We start from the raw sequence: 18,379 nt of genomic DNA, 5'->3' as shown, positions 1-18,379 counted from the left end.
TTTCGCCCAGTTACTTCAGACTTCATCGCGTTCCGCTGCCAGTCAAAATTGTGTTTCGAGAACTGCCGCACAGGCGGCAGCACCGGGGAAGGGGCCGGTCGCGGAACTTTATTGGAAGGGGGTAGTTGGCACCGTGAAGCAAGTCAAACTTGTTGTGCAGCGGGAGGAACTTTTTCTACGTTTGCCAAACAGTTCTCAGGTAAAGCTCAGGTAATTTGTGAACTTTCTGAAATGCACAGGCTCGCCCTTCGCATTGCGAAGGACGAGCCTTCCGTACGGAGCTGAAACTCCGCTTTCCGGGTCAGGCCGCCGGGAGGAAGTCGATCGGATAGAGGATGGTGATGGTCGGCACGCCGGCCTTTTCACCGAAGTTGAACCGCTTCACCCTCGCCACGATCTGCGCGTTGAGTGCCGGCGAATCCATATCGCTGCTCTCAACCTTGGCCACGGATACGGAACCATCCGGCAGGATGGTGATTCGCAGCACCATTTTGCCCTGCAGTGCCGGGTTGTTGCGCAGTTCACGGTTGTAGATCCGATACAGCGCCGATTTGTAACGGTCGAAGACGATCTGGATTTCCTCGTCGGTACGGGACGGGCCCACGCCATCGCTGAGCGGCCGGTCTTCGCCGGCGAAGTCGCCCTCGGTGCCGATACCGCTGGACACGCGCGAGAAACTTACGCCGTCCAGTGCCGTACCGACACCACCGGCATTGCGGCTGAGCGCGGCGGTATTGATACCGTCGGAACCGGATTTCGCGGCGGCAGTGATCAGTGAGCGCTGACTGCGACTCTCCTGCTTGCCAGTGGTACTGAGCTGGGTTTGCTGGCCGAGGCGCTTGTCGAGATCATCCTGGATGAGATCCTGGAAGTTATCTTTGAACGCCAGCACACCGGCGCGCTCCACTTTTTTGCTGACCTGTTTCTTCTCAACATTGGATGGCTTGGGTTCCTCCTTCGCCACTTCCTGCTTCGGCTTCTCAGGTTCCGGCTTTTTCTCGTCCGGCTTCTTCACCACCTGCTCCGGTGGAGGCTTGGGCTTGGTCTTCTTCTCGAGCACCAGCTTGGCCAATCGCTCGGGCACCTCTACAACTTCGTTTTCATCGGGTTCGGGCAGCTTCCAAACATGGATACCGAAACCGAGGAAGAACGCTAACAGCAAACACGCGAGCAGACTGATGCGGAAGCGGCGTTCATCTTCACCATTGGTGTTCCACGGCATGATCGCGTTGCGGAAAGCGGAGTCGCCCAACTCACGCGTGACCTCATACTCGTAATGGACGTCCTCTTCCGCTTGGCGAATCTCGCGAAATTCCGCATCCAGGTCGAACAGGTCATCACGGCAGTCTTCCATCTGGTCCTGCAGCTTACGCTTGCGCTCGTGCAACAGGTTCAGATTGGCATGGTAGATGCTGACGGTTTTCTGCAGGCGATGAATCAGTGCCTTGGAAGCATCCTGTTTGTAGTGCTCCGCCCAGAACAAATCCCCGGCACCCGCCTCCTCGAGCTTGCCGAGGCGATCGGAAATCTCGTCCAGCAGCTGGTGCTTGGCTTCATCGCGGCGCAGCGCATCCAGTTTGCCGTCTAACTGGGCACACTCACTTTCGAGCGTGGCCAGCTGCTGGCGAACCGCTTCCTGCTTCGCTGTCAGTGCCTGTTTTTGCTGATGAAAATTATTCACAAACGCTCACTAACTCTGAGATGCTTTTTGAATGACCGCCAGGGAAATACGCGTGTATCCGGCATTGGTGCAGCTGGACATGACTTTTTTCAGCACGCTGAATGGCACACCGCGGTCCGCGAGGATATTCACTTCCGGCGGCTCCGCCAGCAGTTCCGCGGCTTCGGCGGCGACATCTTCACCGGCGGCGGCGCGCTCTGCCAGCTTGGCCTTGGCCTCTTCCAATTCGGTGCCTGCCATGGTCATCGCCTTGCCTACTTCCTGGATCATTGCCTGCTGAATGGCCTCGATCACCAGTTCTTCACTTTGGAACAGTTCCTCGGTGGTCATCACCGGCTTGGCTTCGATCAGTACTTCATCGTGGGTGACCATCAGGGTGACGGTTTCCCGCGGTTTGGATTCCACTACCGAATCCGGCAGGGTTATAACCTTGGGCGCTTCAATGGCTTCGTTGCTGGAACTGTTGGTAAGCAGGAAGAACACCAGAATCGTGAACACGTCCATCAGCGATGTAAGGTTCATGCCGGGTGTTTTGCGCTTACGGCTGCGCGCCATGCGCTTCATGCGTCTGCTTTCACGTTTCACGGCGCGTCTCCCAGGGAAATATCGGGAAAGAGTTCCATTGTTTCAGGTTTTGCATCCGGGTCAGGTACGGCGCCCTCTTCCAGCTTGGGCATAACCTGCGCACTGCGCACGGTATCCATGACACCCACAAGATGTTCATAGGCGACTTCCGGCTCCATCAGTAGTGTGGAATCGGTCTTTTCCGGATACGTCTGCTTGATGCGGATCAGTTGTTCGCGCAGCTGTGCAAGGTCGTACACCTCTTCCGTCGGCGGAACGATGGGCATACCGTGTTCGTCGACGGGTGTTTCCGTCGGTTCGCCTTCCCCTTCACTTGCCCCGGCTTCTCCCAGGTTCAGATTGGGGAAGCGCGCGACCACTTTGCTGCCGTCGCTGATTTCCAGTACGTCTTTACGCACCACCACTTCCAGCGTTACGCCGGGGTCATCCGCACCGCCACCGGCACCGGCGGGCATATTGAGTTCCAGAATGGTGACCCGGGAGAACACCGCGGAAACCAGCAGGAAGGGCACCAGCACCACCATCAGATTGAGGAAGGCGGTGATGTCCAGCTCCGGCGCTTCTTTGGATCTGCTGTGACGCCTGTTTCTCATTACGCGGATTCCGGTTTGGAATTTTTATCAGCACCCGCTTCCGTCGCGGCGGCTTTCTGCTGTGCCTTCTGGGTTTGTTCGATGTCACGGTTGACCGCTTTTTCCGGTGCCTTTTCTTCCGCGGTGACTTCGCTGCGGCGGCGGGTGCCGGAGGACATGATATTCAATGCCTTGACGGAGACCATTTCGAGGCTGTCGACAATCTGGCCGGTCAGGGAGTTAAGCAGTGCGTGCACGATGAGCAGTGCAATACCGACCATCAAACCGAACGCGGTGGTGTTCATGGCCACGGAGATACTGGCGGAGAGCAGGTCGGCTTTTTCCGCGGGGTTGGCGTTGGCTACGGCGGTGAAGGCTTCGATGAGGCCCATGATGGTGCCGAGGAGGCCGAGCAATGTGGCGATGTTGGAGCCGAGCGCGACGTAGGGAGTGCGTTTTTCCAGCTGTGGAATGGTCTCCATGATGCTTTCTTCCATGGCGATTTCGATGTCTTCGCGACGGCGTACGGCGCCCTGACGTTCGAGACCCATGGCGAGCAGTCGGCCTACGCCAGTGTTGTCGTTCTTGACGAGATTGCGTGCGCGGTCAAAGTCGCCGGTGTTGAGTACCGGCTGGAGCTTCTCCCAGGTTGTGCGGTTGGTGTGACGTTCGTAGACAAGGCGAATATAGCGCTCAATCGCTACCGCGGTGCCGAGTGCGAATACCACCAGAATGGGGTACATGAATGCACCACCCGTCTGGAAAAACGCGACTACGCTGTTCAAGAAATCCATCATTTGCCCCTCTTGGTTTTCTTTCTCGGGTCCGCGGTTTGGTTCCGCTTTACCTTTGGTTTCTGTGCTTCGTTGTTGAGTTTGTTTGAGCTCTGATTGGAGCCCGGTGGCGGCGGACCACCAGGGGAGAGTTTTCAAAACCGCTGTGAATACATCCCTGTACGCTGCGTCGGCAACTTCCCTGTTGCCGACGCTTTTGAAAACTCTCCTCCGGCACCCCGCCTTCAATTCGAACTAAATTACTTCGTAAGCCTGTTGGCGTTACTCGTCCGTCAGGCTGAGCTGGTAGAACTCCAGCTCTCTTGAAAACACTTCTTTATCCAGTGGTTGCAATCTCGGGTCCAGCAGGCTGGAATTGAGGCCGCTTTCTACACCCACTTCCGAACTCTTCCACGGCACAATGTATAGAGATTTGGGAGCCTCTTTGTTGCCGATGATGGAGATACCGGAAAGCTCCTTTACCTCTTTGTCGACTTTTGCTTCGCCTTCTTTCTGTTCGTCCTGTGCATTTACCGAAGCCACGGTGAGCAGCAGGAAAACGACGACAATGGTCTGCGCTGTGTTTTTCATCAGTTGGCTCTCCGCTTGAGGTCGGTTACCCAGATGGCGACTTTGGAATCTTCAGGTCGATACTTCAGGTACTGCTCGAATTGTGCGAGTGCACAATTCACATCCTGGAGATACAGGTCGCAAAGGATGCCGAGATTTTTGATGAGCGGCAGGTTTTCCGGGTGCAGCTGTAGCGACTCGGTGTAGGTTTTTCTGGCTTCATCAAAGCGACCCTGACGGCGGTAGAGTACGGCGAGTTCGTTACTGGCCACCGGGTCCAGCGGGGCGGCACGCAGTGCCTGGAGGAAGGACTCCTCCGCATGCTTTTCATCGCCGGTCCGATAGTGGGCGATACCGAGGTTGACGTAGGGGGCGGACAGGCGCTGTTCGCGCTCGACGACGCTCTGCAGTAGTTCGATGGCTTCGGGATAGCGCTCGCCTTGCAGCAATTCCACCGCTTGCAGGAAGTCGCGATTGACGCTACCTGAAACGCTGACGTTCATCGGGTCAACCGGGCGGCTGGAGGTTTGCGGTCCGCTGGCGCAGGCACTCAGCAACAGGACCAGCATACAGAAGGCAAGGCGCGGGAGATGTGCGAATAACATTAGCCCTGCTCCTCCTCGGTGGTGTTTTCGGCGATGACAGCCGGCGAAGCGCTTTCTTGTGTCTGCTCAGGATCCGATTGAACGTCGGTGGCTGATGTCTCTTCAGCCTGGGGCACCGGAACAATGGTCATTACGACATTTCCCGCATCTTCGATGCGCTCGTACCGCGCGGGCACGAGGCCGGCGAGCTGGTCGATACTTTTTGCAACCCAGCTGTTGTAGATACCCGCAGTCATCAGTTCGATATTTTTCTCGTGCACGGAGATGGCGCGCTCTTCGAACGGGTAGATCTGTTCTTCCAGAGCCAGTTCGTAATCCTCAAGCTCCATCGCGTCGAGGTTGGTGGGGCGCTCGGAGTCCTTCAGGGCACGACTGAAATGCAGGTAGATTTCGCCGAGATAGAAGGTCGCCGCGGCGGTGACGTCGGCTACCTGGTAATCGATCAGATCGGTAAAAGCGCTGGTGGCGGCTTTCATGCGGGCGCGCTTGGTGTTGAGGTTCTGCTCCAGCGGAGCAACCAGCGCGATTTCCGCGAAGGACTCGAATTTGGGTTCCGCCAGCTTGAGTGCGGCGTTGCCGGCGAGATAGCGGGTACGATCATTGCGCTCGCTGCCACCGCGCGCTTCGAGGCGCACCATGTCGTCGAGTGTATTGAAGTAGGCCTTTTTGTTGCCGCTGTTGAGGTAAATGTCGGCAATTTTCTGCCGGGTTTCCAGCGCGGGCTCCATGGGGCGCGGGAAGAGTTTGACGTAGCGGTTGAGGGCCGCCAGTGCCTTGTCGTAGCTCTTCGCTGCACTGTACAGGTCTGCGGCCTGGGTGAGCGCTTCACGGCGCACATCTTCGTCTTCGGATTCGCGCTCGATGCGCTCGAATTCAGCCGCGGCCAGCAGCAGCTGCCCGCTTTCCTGGTAGACCACCGCGAGCTTCTTGGTGACTTCTTTCTGTAACTCGTGTTGCGGATGGTTGTTGCGAAACGCCTTCAATACGTCCGCGGCACGGGTCCAGTTTTCCAGTTGGATCAGGGAGGCGGCGGCGTCGTACTCGGCGGTAGCCAGAATACTGGCCCCCGGTGCGGCGTTGCGAATACGCAGGAAATGCTCCGCGGCAGTCAGGTGGTCTTCGGCTTTGCGCGCCTGGTCGCCCTGCTGGTAAATGGCCGCAGCCAGGTTGTCCACCAGTTCTGTGCGGTCTTTGGCGTCGGTCGCAGTCAGGTTCAGTGCCTGGCGGTACCCCGCTTCGGCATCGGTGTAAAGCTCGGTATCAAACGATGCGTGAGCCACCAGCAGCCAGGCGGACCGGCGGATTTCCTGATCCGCTGCGGGGAATGTTTCCAGCAACAGGCGGCCGTTCTGGATGGCCTCCGGGAAACTTTTCAGCTTGTACAGATCGTCTACCGCACCCAGCAGAATCTGAGGGGCCTTTTCATGCTGCGGAAAGGTTTCCGCAAAGGTGAGGGACGAGCGGATGATCTCCTTCTGTACGGCGGCCTTCTGCGCGATGCCACCGTCGGCGAGATCGTTTTTCAGGTGTTCGCGATAGGCGAACACGGCGGCGTAACCCGCTTCGCTGGCCTTGCTGTTCTGGGAGAGAGGGTTCTCCGTGTGGCCGGTGTAGTGATACGCCGTGCGCTCGTATTCCACCGCCGCATTGAGGAAGTCCCTGTTCTCCAGCATCAGGCCGGCGAGCTGGTAGTTGATTTCCGGCGCCTTGGGTTTGTCCGCAAAGGACGCGAGGTAGCGGCGGTACCAGTGGATGGCCTCTGCGTAGTTTTCGCTACGTTTCCTGGCAAAGTCCTGATCCTTCGCTTTCACGTTCTGGTAAGCGGCGTGATAGTGACTGGCCAGGTCGATCAGGTTGGTTTGCAGGAATTCCACCACGGTGGTGTACTCCTGAATGTCAAATACGGTCCAGTACTGCGCATCCAGCGCATAGGTATTGGCAAACGTTTTTTTCGCATCCAGCACCAGACGAGGGAAGCCACCCTTCTGGTAGATCTCGATCACACGGATGGAAAAGTCCGGAGCCACCTTGTGCAGCGGGTTGCGCTCCACAAAAGCGTTGTAGGATTCCGCCGCATCCTGGTAGCGCCGCTTGTCGAGGTAGTACTCACCTAGGTGGCTGTACACATAGGACTCGTAATCCCGCGCGCCCTTGCGAGTGAAGAAATCCACAATGGATTCCGCACCGCCGAGATAGGAGAAGCTCAGACTGATAACGCGGAAAGTATCCTCGATATGCTTGCGCTCGGTCTCGTTGCTCTGCTGTTCGAAGTCGTAGCCCTGGGCCACTTTGTAGTCGAGCATACGCACAAAATCGTCGAGCGCCATCTCGTACATATCCTGCTTGAACAGGGCCCAGCCGCGCTTGTACATGGCAAGCTCATAGAAACTCGACATCTCTCCCATGTCGATCACACGGCCGTAGGACTCCTCCGCATCGAGGTATTTCTTGCGGGTGAAATAGTATTCCCCCAAGCGGAAATAGGCTTCGTCCAGATGGCGGGACGCCGGATACTTGGCAACCAACTGACGCAGGATACCGACGGCCTCCTCGATTTCACCGGTTTCCTCATAGGCGCGGGAGAGCTGGTACATGACCTGGTCATTGCGCTCGTACAGCGGATACTGCACCAGCAACTTTTTGTACAGGGCAATAGCCTCGCGGGCATTCGCGGCGAGCAACGCATCCGCGTTGTCACCCGGCACGGCAACCTCCGATCCCCCCTCTAATCCGCTCAGGTCCACGGTGCCACTGGCGCGGGACTCGAAATCGGACTGGCTTTCACCGTTTATATTGGCAACGCTGTCCAGTGCGATCTCGGAGGCAGTTGCACTGGAGGCAACACCGGCCACTTCCGGCGCGTCCAGTTCGGCTCGCGCCGCCACGGTCTTTTTGTTCGCGAGCCGGTTCGCCGCGACAACATCTTCTTCAGACAGGATACGGGTTTCGGTACTGCTCGGCAGAATACCCTCTTCCGCGCGGTGCGCCTGCTTGATCTTCAGGTCGGCAATACGGCGGATGGCCTCTGGCGTGAGCGCAGTTTCCGGTGTTTCCTGCAAATATTTCTGGTAACTGGCGAGCGCCTTTTCCAGACTGCCATCAATATGGGTTTCCTGGATCTTAATATCGACTTTCTGCAGACTGCCGATGGTCTTTCCGCTGTTACTGGCACAGGCCCCCAACAACAGTGCCACGGACGCGGCGGTTGCCAGACCAAATGTATTAATCGCCGCGGAGAGCTGCTTTTTATTCATCACCGGCGGCCTCCGCTTCCCGAGCGGGCGCTTCCGGCTCTTGTGCGTCAAGTTCTGGGGGATTGTCAGTGGGCAGCGGTTCCCCATCGGGATTGGCCACGGGCTCAGCCTGCTTCAGCTGCTCCATCCGCTGCTCATACTCCTCGACTTTGCGCTGATCTGCGCGCTGTTCCTGCAATTCGTTAGCGCGATCGTAACTGTCGGCCAGGGCAAAGCGGGCCTTGATCTGATAGCTCTCCAGCTGCGCGCGACGCTGATCCAGTTCGTTGATCGCCAGCTGCTCCAACATGCGCCCCTGACGTGCCATCAACTGCTCGATGCGATCCTGAGCGCGATTGAGACCAGCACGGAGGCTTGTGATCTGGTCGGTATACCCTTCGTAGCTGTGCGTTGCCGCCTGGCGGGTGCGCACGTAGCGCTGATAGGTTTCCTGTAACGTGGCGATTACCGTGTCCAGTTCCTGCAGGTGTTTGTAGGCTTCGGTCAGGCGTGTATCAAACTCGCGAGACAAGCGAAACTTGAGTACCCCTTCGAGACGCCGGATACGCGCGTCCGTTTCCTCACTGTTAAGGGTGGGGTTGTAGGCAAGGATTTCACGGATCTGCTGCAGAATCAGACGGGACTCGGTTTCATCACTTTTGGCCAGTAATTCCGGGCGACGATTGACCAGCAGATTTTCAATACGCGCCGCCAAATGCTGACGCTGCTCCAGGCGCATCTTGATACGGGCGTCAACCTGGCGAAACTGTACATCCAGCCCCGGCAGGATCGGCTCGTAGTAGCCTCGGCGCAACGCGATGATTTCTTCAAACGCATCCAGACTCTGCAGCCAGTCTTTATTACGCTCCAGCAGGTCATTCAGATCCTGATAATTGCGCAAAAATTCCTGATAGTCGTTGGACGCCATCAGGTCCAGCAGGTAATGGGTTTCTGGCGCGCCCGGCAGTTTGCGCAGCTCCACCACCCAGTTTTTTACCTGGCTGGCCTCCTTGCGGCGCAGCGCCTCAAGCAACTTACCCTCACGGATGCTGCGAATGGATTGGGTGAGTACGTCTACCTGGTCCCCGAACAGGTCCAGTGCCTGGCCGTAATTCACCGCTGCGGTGCTGTGCACATCCAATTTGCCATACGCATAGGGCACCGCAAGCATAGCCTCCTGCACGGCCGCATTGGTGGACTGACGCTGGGTGAGCAATTGCCAGGGTACCAGCGCGCGATCGAAGCGGCCCGCGTTGGCCTCCACCCAGCCGGCACCCAGCAGCGCCTGATTGGAGAAGGGGCCGGAGAGCTGCACGCGATCAAAATAGGTGCGCGCACGCTCGTACTCTTTGGCTTCCATCAGCTGGTAGCCGAGCAGCAGGTTGGTTTTATCCTGCAATGCGCTCATGGCATCGCCACTGCCGGCATTGCGACCGAGGCCGTCCAGCTCCAGCACCCCTTTTTCGGTTTCGCCCGCTTTCAGCAACGCGATACCCAGATTGTATTCCACGAAGCCAGACAGGGATTTTTCGCCCTTCAGGTCCTTCAGCAGAATCACCGCTTCCTCAAAGCGCCCCAGTTGCATATACACCCGCGCGCGCAGGAATTGCTCTTCCGAGCGTACACGCTCGGGCACTCGCCCCTGGATCAGTTCCAGAGCGTGCAGAGCATTGGCAAACTGCTGCTTGTGGTAGTGAATTTTCGCCAGACGGTAGGCGGCTTCGTTCTTGATGGGTTGCGGCACATTGCCATTCAGCACCTGCTCCATGGCGCGACCGGCTTCCCGGTGCATACGGTAGGAGAGCTCGAGATCCCCCACCGCGAATTCCGCCTGGCCAAAATGCAGACTAAAGGGGTCCAGCTCGGGATCATCCAACAGGCGAACCTGTTTGAGTTCCGTGTCCAACCCGGTAATCGCATCAAAATAATTGTCCTGATACGCATCGAATAGCGCTTCACCGAAAAACAGATCGCGCAGCGTTTGGGTCTGCAACGCGCTCGGATCAGACTCGCCGGGAGCTTTGGCCTGCGCGGGCACGGCGCACAGCGCAGTCAGCGCTGCCCCGGCAATCGCACTGGCCAGACGGGAAATCATGCTTACCAGTCCTTGAAGTTGATAGCGGACTGATTGCCGGCAATCTGAATCTCAACGAATTTCGGGCCCACCGCTTTCTCAACGCTGTAGCTGGCCGTCGCGCGGTACTCCTTGCCGGACTTGGACTTGCCGAAATAGGTCACTTCCAGTGGATGCGCGCCGGTCTGCACGTTGGCAGTGTGAATGCGCTGCACCCCACCCTGCTGCAGAGCTTCGATTTCACGATAGGTGTAGAGATGGTGGGCGACGATCTGGTTGTCGAGTTTTACTTCGACGGATTCCAGGCTGAATTCCTTGCTATCGGGAAGCGAGACAAACAGAGCCACCTGGGTATTGGAGGGGAACAGCAGCTTTTCTTCCAGGCGGTTGAGCTCAGATGTGAGACCGATCACATCTTCTTTTACGTCCTGGATCTGCTCATCAAGGCCACGGATTTCTTCCCGACTGACCTCTTGCGCATTGGTCACTACCGCCAGCATCAGCAGAACGGTTGCCATCAGAATTCTGTACATATCCCTTTTACCTCGAACCCCAACCCTTTTTTTATTGATCGAAAAATCCGATCGAATTCATCCGACCAACGTCGAATACGAGTACTTAGCGGGGCGATTGTATGGCAAGCCGGGCGGGGGGATATGTGAGGCGCTTCAAAACTCGCGCAGAGAGTTGGATAAGAATTTTTTCTTAAAATTCAAAGGACAAGAGAAAAAAGCTCGATTATGTGACAGGTTTCACGACCCTTGCGCAAAGCACCATTGTGCACAGGATCACAGTTTCCATCGTTACCACGGAACCAGGTCAAATTTCACACCGATAAAATGCGAGCGTTTCACACAATACGAGGATTAACGGCAAAGCGAGTACTTACTTAAGAAGTTCTCGCCAGCGTGAATGTACTTCACCATTTTTTCAGCGCGTCTTCATCACTGTGGCGAGCTTCGACCCAACTGCCCTCCTTGGCGCCCTCGCCGATTTCCTTTTTCCAGAAGGGCGCGCGACGTTTGAGAAAGTCCATGATGAAGGCGCAGGCATCCAGCGCGGCCTGGCGGTGGGCCGAGGTTGCTCCCACAAATACGATTTCTTCTCCGGCACTCAACTGGCCGAAGCGATGGATCACCCGTACCCGCCCCAGCGGCCAGCGCGCGGCGGCCTGACGCGCGATGTCCGTAAGCGCCGATTCGGCCATGCCCGGATAGTGCTCCAGCTCGAGCACGGCAACGGCTCTACGCCCTACGGAATCCGCCGGGGACACTTCAGACCCTGCCGGGGCATCGTCGGGGGCTATCGGGGAGAAATCCCGCACATTACCCACAAACATGGCGGTGGCGCCATCCGCGCAGTTTTCACTGCGCAGGCGATGGTATTCCGTACCCGGATCGAAACCTTCCGCCTGCACGGATATGAAAATCTCGGCAGCCACGTCAGCCTCCTGTAACCGGTGGGAAGAAGGCAACTTCGTCGCCGTCTTTGATGGCGGCCTGCATGCTTGAGAGCTGTTGGTTCAGGGCTACCTGTAGCTGCTCGCTGGCGAGCGCAGCCTTCCATGAGCCGTCTTTCTCCGCGAGCCTTCTGCGCAGTTCAGCGATACTGCCTATACCCACCGCGTCCAGCTCCAGGGTATCGCAACCGAGTTGCTCTCTCAGGCTGGCGAAAAACAGTACCCTGATCACGAGCGTTCCTCCGGCTTTTCCGGCATCCAGTGGCCGCGTTTGCCGCCGGTCTTTTCCTGTAGCCTGGTGGGTCCGATCACCATGGCGGGGTCGGCCGCTTTACACATGTCGTAAATGGTGAGCGCGGCCACGCTGGCAGCGGTGAGCGCTTCCATTTCCACTCCGGTGCGGCCAGCTAGGCGGCAAAAGCTGGAAATATTCACGGTATTGGCCGCCTCATCCAATTCGAAATCCACCTGCACTTTGGTGAGCGCCAGTGGATGGCACAGAGGTATAAGGTCGGCGGTCTTCTTGGCGGCCTGAATTCCTGCAATACGGGCAGTGGCGAGTACATCACCTTTTTTATTGTTGCCGGCTTTGAGTTGCGCGAAGGCTTCAGAAGACATGGCGACGGCGGATTGGGCGCGCGCGGAACGGTCGGTGATGTCTTTGTCAGTGACATCGACCATGCTGGCTTCGCCTTTCTGATTGAGGTGTGTGAGGGTCATTTTTACAGCCTTGAGCGAATTACTTTGTGAGGTAGCCGACGAAGTTACACGGCATATGCGACGCGGTGAGCTGCTCTCTCAGTAATTTGGTCCAGCCGGTTCTGCAGGCGCCGGTGGAGCCGGGGAGGCAGGCGACAAGGGTGCGATTGGCGATTCCGGCGAGGGCTCTGGATTGAATGGTGGAGGAGCCGATTTCTTCATAGCTGATGGAGCGGAACATTTCGCCGAAGCCGTCGATGTGTTTGTCGAGTAACGGGGCGATGGCTTCGGGGGTGGAGTCGCGGCCGGCGAAGCCGGTGCCGCCGGTGGAGATGATGACGTGAATCTCTGGGTCGGCGATCCAGGCGGAGACTTTGGCGCGCAGGAGGTATTTGTCGTCGATGACGATGGCTTTGTCGGCGAGGGTGTGGCCGTCTTCCTGCAGGGCTTCTACGAGGTATCGTCCGGAGGTGTCGTTTTCTTCGGTTCTGGTGTCGGACACGGTCAGGATGGCGATATTGAGTTTCTGGTTTTTGTTTGTTGGGGCGTGAGACATTTTGTGCTCCGTAGCCTTGGGTGCTCTGTTCTTGGTTTCGTGGCGGTTCGGCACCGGGGGCGGGTTTTCAGGACCGAGCTAGGCGCCCCCCTGCGAATCCATCCCTGGGAGCTTCGTCGCAAAGTACCCGGCCGCTTCAGCGCGGCGCCTTCGGCCCTGTTTGCGACGATCCTGAAAACCCGCCCCCGGCACCCAACCTTCAATTCAAATTTTGGTACTTCGTTAGCTTTTACAACTACCCGCCGATGATCGAGAGGTTTTGGGTTCCCCCCGTATTTCCCTGCTGCAGGTAGTGGCTGACTTCTTTGCTGCCGATCAGTGCCCGTACCTTTTCTGCCAGTGCGTCGGCGTCGCCAGTGCGGATGGTTTCGCGCAGGTCGAGGCCGGTGTCGGAAAACAGACAGAGATGCAGTTTTCCCTGGGCGGAGACGCGCAGGCGGTTGCAGGTGGTGCAGAAGTCTTTGCTGTAGGGGGTGATGAGACCGATGCGGCCGGCATAGTCTGGGTGAACGTATTCTCGGGCGGGGCCGGCGTCGAGTGTTCTCGGCAGCAGTTGCCAGCCGTTCTGAATCAGTTGTTGTTCGATATCACTGCCACGCAGGTGGTTGCTGGCGAAGTAGTCGCGGTTGTCGCCGGTCTGCATGAGTTCAATAAAGCGCAGGGTGACCGGGGTGGTTCGCAGCCAGGTGAGGAACTGCTGCAAGCGGGCCTGGGCACCATCGGAGAGCAGGACGGCGTTTACCTTGGTTTGGATGCCCAATTCCAGTGCGCGATCGATGCCGGATCGGATTTTGGGCAGGCAGTCGTGGCCGGTGATGCGGGCGAATTCGGCGTCGTTGAGGCTGTCGATACTGATGTTGAGCTGGTCGAGGCCGCTCTGGAACCAGCTGTCGATGACACCGGGGAGTTTGTACCCGTTGCTGGTGACGGCGACGCGTCGGATGCCGGGGGTGGTTTTGGCGCTGAGGATAAGTTCCGGCAGGTCTTTGCGCAGGGACGGTTCGCCGCCGCTCAGGCGCACTTTTCTGGTGCCGAGCTGGGCGAAGGCGCGTGTGACGGTGGCGACTTCGGCGACAGTCAGGTCGGGCGACTTCGGGGTGGCCTGGTAACCATTGGGCAGGCAGTAGTCGCAACGGAAGTTGCAGACGTCTGTTACCGACAGGCGCAGGTAGTAGAAGCGACGGCCGTGACCGTCTTCCAGTATTTCGTTCTGTCTCATCACCTTTCCAAATACGGGAGGCCGTTCGGTTTCCCTGGCGACCCTGGCGGGCTGCGGTGCAGTCCGCGGCCAGTAGCACCTATCCGGAGACTTAGCGCTATTGGCTCGGTGTTGTTAAATCAGTTTACTCTCTGCCCGAGAATAGACATCAAGTCGATGCTGGCGTCTCTCGTGCTCAGATCCATGAGGTTTTCCAGGCTGTTCAGGTGCGTAACTATGGCGTCCCTGGCACCCTCTCCGTCACCGGATTTCAGGCACTCCAGAAGGCGGGTGTGGTCACCCTTCAGGTAACAGGAGGCCAGCCCCTCTCTCTTGTACAGCGCGATCACGATGGAGGTGCGCAGCACCAGATCCGTAAGGAAATTGCCCAGCACCCGATTCGGCGACAGATCCGCCACCATATGGTGAATGGCGATGGACTGCTCGATACGCGCGGGCTCATCGCCGACCTTGTGGGCATCGATCTCCGCCTGCACCAGTTTCGCCATCGTCCTGAGCTGAGCGGTGGTCAGTTTGCCCGCCAGCAGTGCACAGACTTCCCCTTCCACCAACCTGCGGGCCTCGAAGGTCTCGCGGGTCTCCTCAATGGAGGGCGCGCGCACCCGCGCCACCTGGTTGGGCGACTGGATGATCACATGGTCCGCATCCAGCCGTGTCAGCGCCTTGCGGATGATCGAACGGCTCACGCCAAAGATCTCCCCGAGGGTAACCTCCGGCAGGCGGGTGTTCGGCGGCAATCGCTGGGTCAGTACCGCTTTGCGGATTTTGTCCACAATCTGCTGATCGGTCACGCGACCGCCCGCTTTGACCTCTTCCAGAACCTCCTGTCGCCAGGACTTGCTCATGCTGTTCTTCCGCTGGTAGTGCCTGATCTGCATGGGCCTGATGTCCTCAGGCAGAACTCATGCAAAATGGCAGCCAAATTATCTTTCTATATGTCGCCAGCCAGTGTATACGATCTGTTTAGCGGAATGTACTCAATTCCCGACTTCCAGGATCTTCAGAGTATTGGTACCACCGTGGGACTGCATCAGGTCTCCGCGGATCAGGATCACCTTCTCTCCCGCCTTGACGATATCCCGGGCCCGCAGTGTTTCCAGCGCCCGCCGATTCAGTTCCCGGTCGCCCTCCCCTTCGCCGGGAACAAACAGCACCGAGATCACCCCCCGATACAGGGCCATACGGCGCTGGGCGACGGGGTCGTGGGCGAGCCCGACAATGGGCAGGCCGGAGCGGATGCGCGAGGCGATCAGGGGGGTATAGCCGGTCTGGGTCATGCAGGCGATAGCGGTAACATCTTCGAGATGATTGGCCGCGTACATGGCAGACAGGGAGATGGTTTCGTCAATCCGGGTAAAACCCTGGTGCATCCGGTGTCCGGACTCCTGCGCCGAGCGCTCGCGCTCGGCCCCGAGGCAAAGCCGGGTCATGGCCTCCACCGCCTCAACCGGAAAGTCCCCCGCGGCGGTCTCCGCCGAAAGCATGACCGCATCTGTGCCATCCAGTACCGCGTTGGCCACATCAAACACCTCCGCGCGCGTGGGCAGCGGTGCGGTGATCATGGTTTCCAGCATCTGTGTGGCCGTGATGACGGCGCGGTTCAACTGCCGCGCGCGTTTGATCATACGCTTCTGGACGCCAATCAGCGCGGCATCGCCAATTTCAACGCCGAGGTCGCCGCGGGCCACCATCACCGCTTCGGACGCGCGGATAATGTCGTCCAGGACATCGTCATTGGCGACGGCTTCGGCACGCTCCACTTTTGCCACCAGGCCGATGTGCTTGCCGGCCTCTCCGAGCAATGCGCGCGCTTCCTCCATATCCGCGGCGCAGCGCGGGAAAGATACCGCCAGGTAATCCACACCGATGTCGATTGCGGTCTTGAGGTCGGCCTTGTCTTTGTCGGTCAGCGCCGCGGCGGAAAGACCACCGCCCTGTTTGTTGATGCCTTTGTTGTTGGAGAGTCGGCCTCCCACCACTACGGTGGTATGTACTTCCGTGCTGGTAACAGTGTTCACTTCCAGCACCACACGACCATCATCCAGCAGCAACACGTCGCCAGCGGTAACGTCATCGATCAGCTGCTTGTAATCGCAACCGACGCGTGTCTCGTCGCCGCCGCTGGAATCCAGGTTCATGTCCAGCACAAACGGCTGGCCTTCCCGCAGGAAAACGGCACTTTCTTTAAAACGCGCGATACGGATTTTCGGCCCCTGCAGATCGCCGAGTGTGGCTACGGTTTTTCCCAGACGATCGGCGATTTCCCGCACCTGCTGCAGGCGACGGCGGTGATCGTCGGCAGTACCGTGGGAAAAATTGAGCCGCACCACATCCACGCCGGCCTTGAGCATTTTTTCCAATACGCCGTCTTTGTCGCTGGCGGGGCCAAGCGTGGCGACAATTTTGGTGCGACGGATGGGGTTGGCCGTGCGTTGGTTGGCGGGTTTCTGGCTCATCGGGACCTCTATTTATTCAATCTGGCGTCATTCAAGACTACATAGTTTGCCGTGAAGGCGCTGATGCCGGGGACAACTTTGCGAGACCTTCAAAAACAGGATGTTTTTGCAGTGCCCCCAGGGATGGGTTCCGGGGGGCGCCTAGTTCGGTCTCGCAAGGTTATCACCGGCAGCAGTGCCGCCTCGCGCACTAAAAAGAACTGCACGCCCTTGTACTATTTTGACGCCGGCAAAATCAGGATGGCGCGAAAATCATTTACGTTGGTGCGCGTGGGGCCGGTAACAATCAGATTTTCGAGCTCTGCAAAGAAACTATAGGCATCGTTATTGGCCAGGTATTCCCGCGGGTTGAGGGACTGCGCCTGCATCTTCGCCCAATCGTCCGGGGAGAACAGTGCCCCTGCGTTATCTTCGGAACCGTCGATGCCGTCAGTATCCACCGCAAGACCATATATCCCCTGAGCGCCGCCCAGCGCGGTAAACAATCCGAGCAGATATTCCACATTGCGTCCACCGCGGCCATTTCCTGTGACGGTAACGCTGGTTTCTCCACCGGACAGGATCAGCAAGGGATGGGTGATTTCCCGCTGTGCCCGAAGCGCAAGCTGCGCATGTTCGCGACCGAGCGCCCGCGCCTCACCTTCGAGATTATCGCCCAGTACCCGCACGTCGATACCCGCGGCGATGGCGGCATCACTGGCGGCATTGAGCGCGTCGCTGGCTTTGGCCAGTACCCGGGCGGTGTCGCGGCTAAAGTCTCTGTCGCCGAGTTTGGGGGCCTTTTTGCCACTTTGCAGGTGTGTGCGAACGGCGTCATCAATGGTGATGTTATAGCGTTCAAGTATTTCCAGCGCATCCACCGGTGTAGAGGCATCCGGCAGGGTTGGACCTGAGGCGATAAGCGTCGGGTCATCGCCGGGCACATCGGAAATGAGGTAGGTGACTACGCGCGCGGGATGCGCGGCGGCGGCGAGACGGCCACCTTTGATGGCGGACAGGTGTCGGCGCACGGTGTTGATTTCGCGAATAGGAGCGCCGCAGCGCAGCAGTGCCTTGTTGATGGCCTGTTTCTGTTCCAGCGACAGTCCGGGGGCAGGCAGGGTCATCAGTGCAGAGCCGCCGCCTGAGATAAGGGCTATGACGAGGTCGTTTTTACCGAGGTCTTTGACGGCGGCGAGCATACGTTTCGCGGCGATTTCTCCCATGTTGTCGGGCATGGGATGAGAGGCTTCGAGGACTTCAATTTTTTTGCAGCTGGCGCCGTGTTCGTAGCGTGTGACGACGAGGCCTTCGATTTCGGCGCGCATGTATTTCTTCGCCCAGGCTTTTTCCAGGGCGGCGGCCATGGCGGCGGCGGCCTTGCCTGCGCCGATGACGATGGTGCGGCCGGTTGGGGGCTCGGGCAGGCGCGAGGGGAGCAATGTGTCCGGGTGTACGGAGGCGATGGCGATTTCAGACAGGTCCCGCAGCCAGGCGATGTAATCCGCGGGGCGGTTGAGGGACTTCATTTCGGGCAGTTTGTTCATCGACAGTGACCTCACTCTTGTTATTTGTGGCGCGCCAAACAGTCCAGCTATCAATAGCGGGCGTGGTAGCGGCTGAGCACTGGGTGGAAGGTTTCGAAACCGCTGTGAATACATCCCTGTACGCTGCGTCGGCGACATCCTTGTCGCCGACGCTTTCGAAACCTTCCACCCAGCACTCCGCCTTCACGTCAAATTTCTGCACTTCGCATCTGAATAAATCTTTCGACAGTGTAGTGCCGTCTCAGGTTATTTGACTTTCAAACCGGATAAGGGAAACGTGTCCGACAGCTTGACTCACGGAGAAGAGCCTTACTGGGGAGTCCGTGGACACGCCTCCCTTATCCGGTCTGTTTTGCGCTCTCATACATGAG

Annotated in this window: 17 protein-coding genes and 1 riboswitch; all 17 genes read right to left on the bottom strand. The window is 58.2% G+C overall.

Translation table 11 applies throughout. The annotated features are described in order from the left end of the window. Nucleotides 1–301: 301 nt before the first annotated feature. The 17 genes from C3938_RS11535 to C3938_RS11455 all read right to left on the bottom strand — a co-directional run bounded on the left by C3938_RS11535 (nucleotide 302) and on the right by C3938_RS11455 (nucleotide 18,008). Nucleotides 302–1,681 (bottom strand): AgmX/PglI C-terminal domain-containing protein, encoded by a 1,380-nt coding sequence (locus tag C3938_RS11535; RefSeq protein WP_105103454.1) that lies wholly within the window; start codon nucleotides 1,679–1,681, stop codon nucleotides 302–304. Nucleotides 1,682–1,690: 9 nt separating this feature from the next. Continuing rightward, nucleotides 1,691–2,266 (bottom strand): ExbD/TolR family protein, encoded by a 576-nt coding sequence (locus tag C3938_RS11530; RefSeq protein WP_233998847.1) that lies wholly within the window; start codon nucleotides 2,264–2,266, stop codon nucleotides 1,691–1,693. Then, entirely contained in the window at nucleotides 2,263–2,859 is a 597-nt protein-coding gene (locus tag C3938_RS11525) for an ExbD/TolR family protein (RefSeq protein ID WP_105103452.1), read from the bottom strand. The genes C3938_RS11530 and C3938_RS11525 overlap by 4 nt, the downstream gene beginning before the upstream one ends. Continuing rightward, nucleotides 2,859–3,632, bottom strand: coding sequence for a MotA/TolQ/ExbB proton channel family protein (locus C3938_RS11520; RefSeq protein ID WP_105104486.1), 774 nt, complete (start codon nucleotides 3,630–3,632; stop codon nucleotides 2,859–2,861). The genes C3938_RS11525 and C3938_RS11520 overlap by 1 nt, the downstream gene beginning before the upstream one ends. A 261-nt stretch (nucleotides 3,633–3,893) precedes the next feature. Then, on the bottom strand, nucleotides 3,894–4,202 hold the full coding sequence (locus C3938_RS11515) for a hypothetical protein (RefSeq protein ID WP_105103451.1): 309 nt from the start codon (nucleotides 4,200–4,202) through the stop codon (nucleotides 3,894–3,896). Then, nucleotides 4,202–4,786 (bottom strand): tetratricopeptide repeat protein, encoded by a 585-nt coding sequence (locus tag C3938_RS11510; RefSeq protein WP_233998846.1) that lies wholly within the window; start codon nucleotides 4,784–4,786, stop codon nucleotides 4,202–4,204. The genes C3938_RS11515 and C3938_RS11510 overlap by 1 nt, the downstream gene beginning before the upstream one ends. Continuing rightward, nucleotides 4,786–8,040: a tetratricopeptide repeat protein gene (locus tag C3938_RS11505; protein WP_105103450.1), complete on the bottom strand. Its 3,255-nt coding sequence runs from the start codon at nucleotides 8,038–8,040 to the stop codon at nucleotides 4,786–4,788. Before C3938_RS11505 ends, C3938_RS11510 begins: the two co-directional genes overlap by 1 nt. Continuing rightward, the gene (locus C3938_RS11500; RefSeq protein WP_105103449.1) at nucleotides 8,033–10,114 is read right to left on the bottom strand and encodes a tetratricopeptide repeat protein; all 2,082 of its coding nucleotides are present in this window, start codon (nucleotides 10,112–10,114) and stop codon (nucleotides 8,033–8,035) included. The genes C3938_RS11505 and C3938_RS11500 overlap by 8 nt, the downstream gene beginning before the upstream one ends. Before the next feature lie 2 nt (nucleotides 10,115–10,116). Beyond that, on the bottom strand, nucleotides 10,117–10,626 hold the full coding sequence (locus tag C3938_RS11495) for a hypothetical protein (RefSeq protein WP_105103448.1): 510 nt from the start codon (nucleotides 10,624–10,626) through the stop codon (nucleotides 10,117–10,119). 386 nt (nucleotides 10,627–11,012) lie between these two features. Beyond that, on the bottom strand, nucleotides 11,013–11,534 hold the full coding sequence (locus C3938_RS11490; RefSeq protein WP_105103447.1) for a molybdenum cofactor biosynthesis protein MoaE: 522 nt from the start codon (nucleotides 11,532–11,534) through the stop codon (nucleotides 11,013–11,015). Nucleotide 11,535: 1 nt separating this feature from the next. Continuing rightward, the gene (moaD, locus tag C3938_RS11485; RefSeq protein ID WP_105103446.1) at nucleotides 11,536–11,784 is read right to left on the bottom strand and encodes a molybdopterin converting factor subunit 1; all 249 of its coding nucleotides are present in this window, start codon (nucleotides 11,782–11,784) and stop codon (nucleotides 11,536–11,538) included. After that, complete coding sequence (moaC, locus tag C3938_RS11480; protein ID WP_105103445.1) at nucleotides 11,781–12,272, bottom strand: cyclic pyranopterin monophosphate synthase MoaC; 492 nt, start codon at nucleotides 12,270–12,272, stop codon at nucleotides 11,781–11,783. The genes moaD and moaC overlap by 4 nt, the downstream gene beginning before the upstream one ends. A 19-nt stretch (nucleotides 12,273–12,291) precedes the next feature. Beyond that, the gene (gene moaB / locus C3938_RS11475) at nucleotides 12,292–12,807 is read right to left on the bottom strand and encodes a molybdenum cofactor biosynthesis protein B (protein WP_105103444.1); all 516 of its coding nucleotides are present in this window, start codon (nucleotides 12,805–12,807) and stop codon (nucleotides 12,292–12,294) included. Between the two features lie 235 nt (nucleotides 12,808–13,042). Next, entirely contained in the window at nucleotides 13,043–14,026 is a 984-nt protein-coding gene (moaA, locus tag C3938_RS11470; RefSeq protein ID WP_199775588.1) for a GTP 3',8-cyclase MoaA, read from the bottom strand. After that, nucleotides 14,011–14,149: riboswitch (molybdenum cofactor riboswitch) on the bottom strand. Its footprint overlaps the gene before it by 16 nt. Continuing rightward, entirely contained in the window at nucleotides 14,146–14,871 is a 726-nt protein-coding gene (locus C3938_RS11465; RefSeq protein ID WP_105103443.1) for a GntR family transcriptional regulator, read from the bottom strand. Its footprint overlaps the riboswitch before it by 4 nt. A gap of 132 nt (nucleotides 14,872–15,003) precedes the next feature. Beyond that, the gene (gene pyk / locus C3938_RS11460; protein WP_105103442.1) at nucleotides 15,004–16,482 is read right to left on the bottom strand and encodes a pyruvate kinase; all 1,479 of its coding nucleotides are present in this window, start codon (nucleotides 16,480–16,482) and stop codon (nucleotides 15,004–15,006) included. Between the two features lie 215 nt (nucleotides 16,483–16,697). Next, a complete protein-coding gene (locus C3938_RS11455; RefSeq protein WP_105103441.1) occupies nucleotides 16,698–18,008 on the bottom strand; it encodes a glycerate kinase type-2 family protein in 1,311 nt (436 codons plus the stop codon). Between the last annotated feature and the right edge of the window lie 371 nt (nucleotides 18,009–18,379).

This window comes from Microbulbifer pacificus, from assembly GCF_002959965.1.
Classification (GTDB): Bacteria; Pseudomonadota; Gammaproteobacteria; order Pseudomonadales; family Cellvibrionaceae; genus Microbulbifer; species Microbulbifer pacificus_A.
The sequence above is the reverse complement of the archived record's forward strand: the minus strand, read 5'-3'. Positions and strand labels throughout refer to the sequence as shown.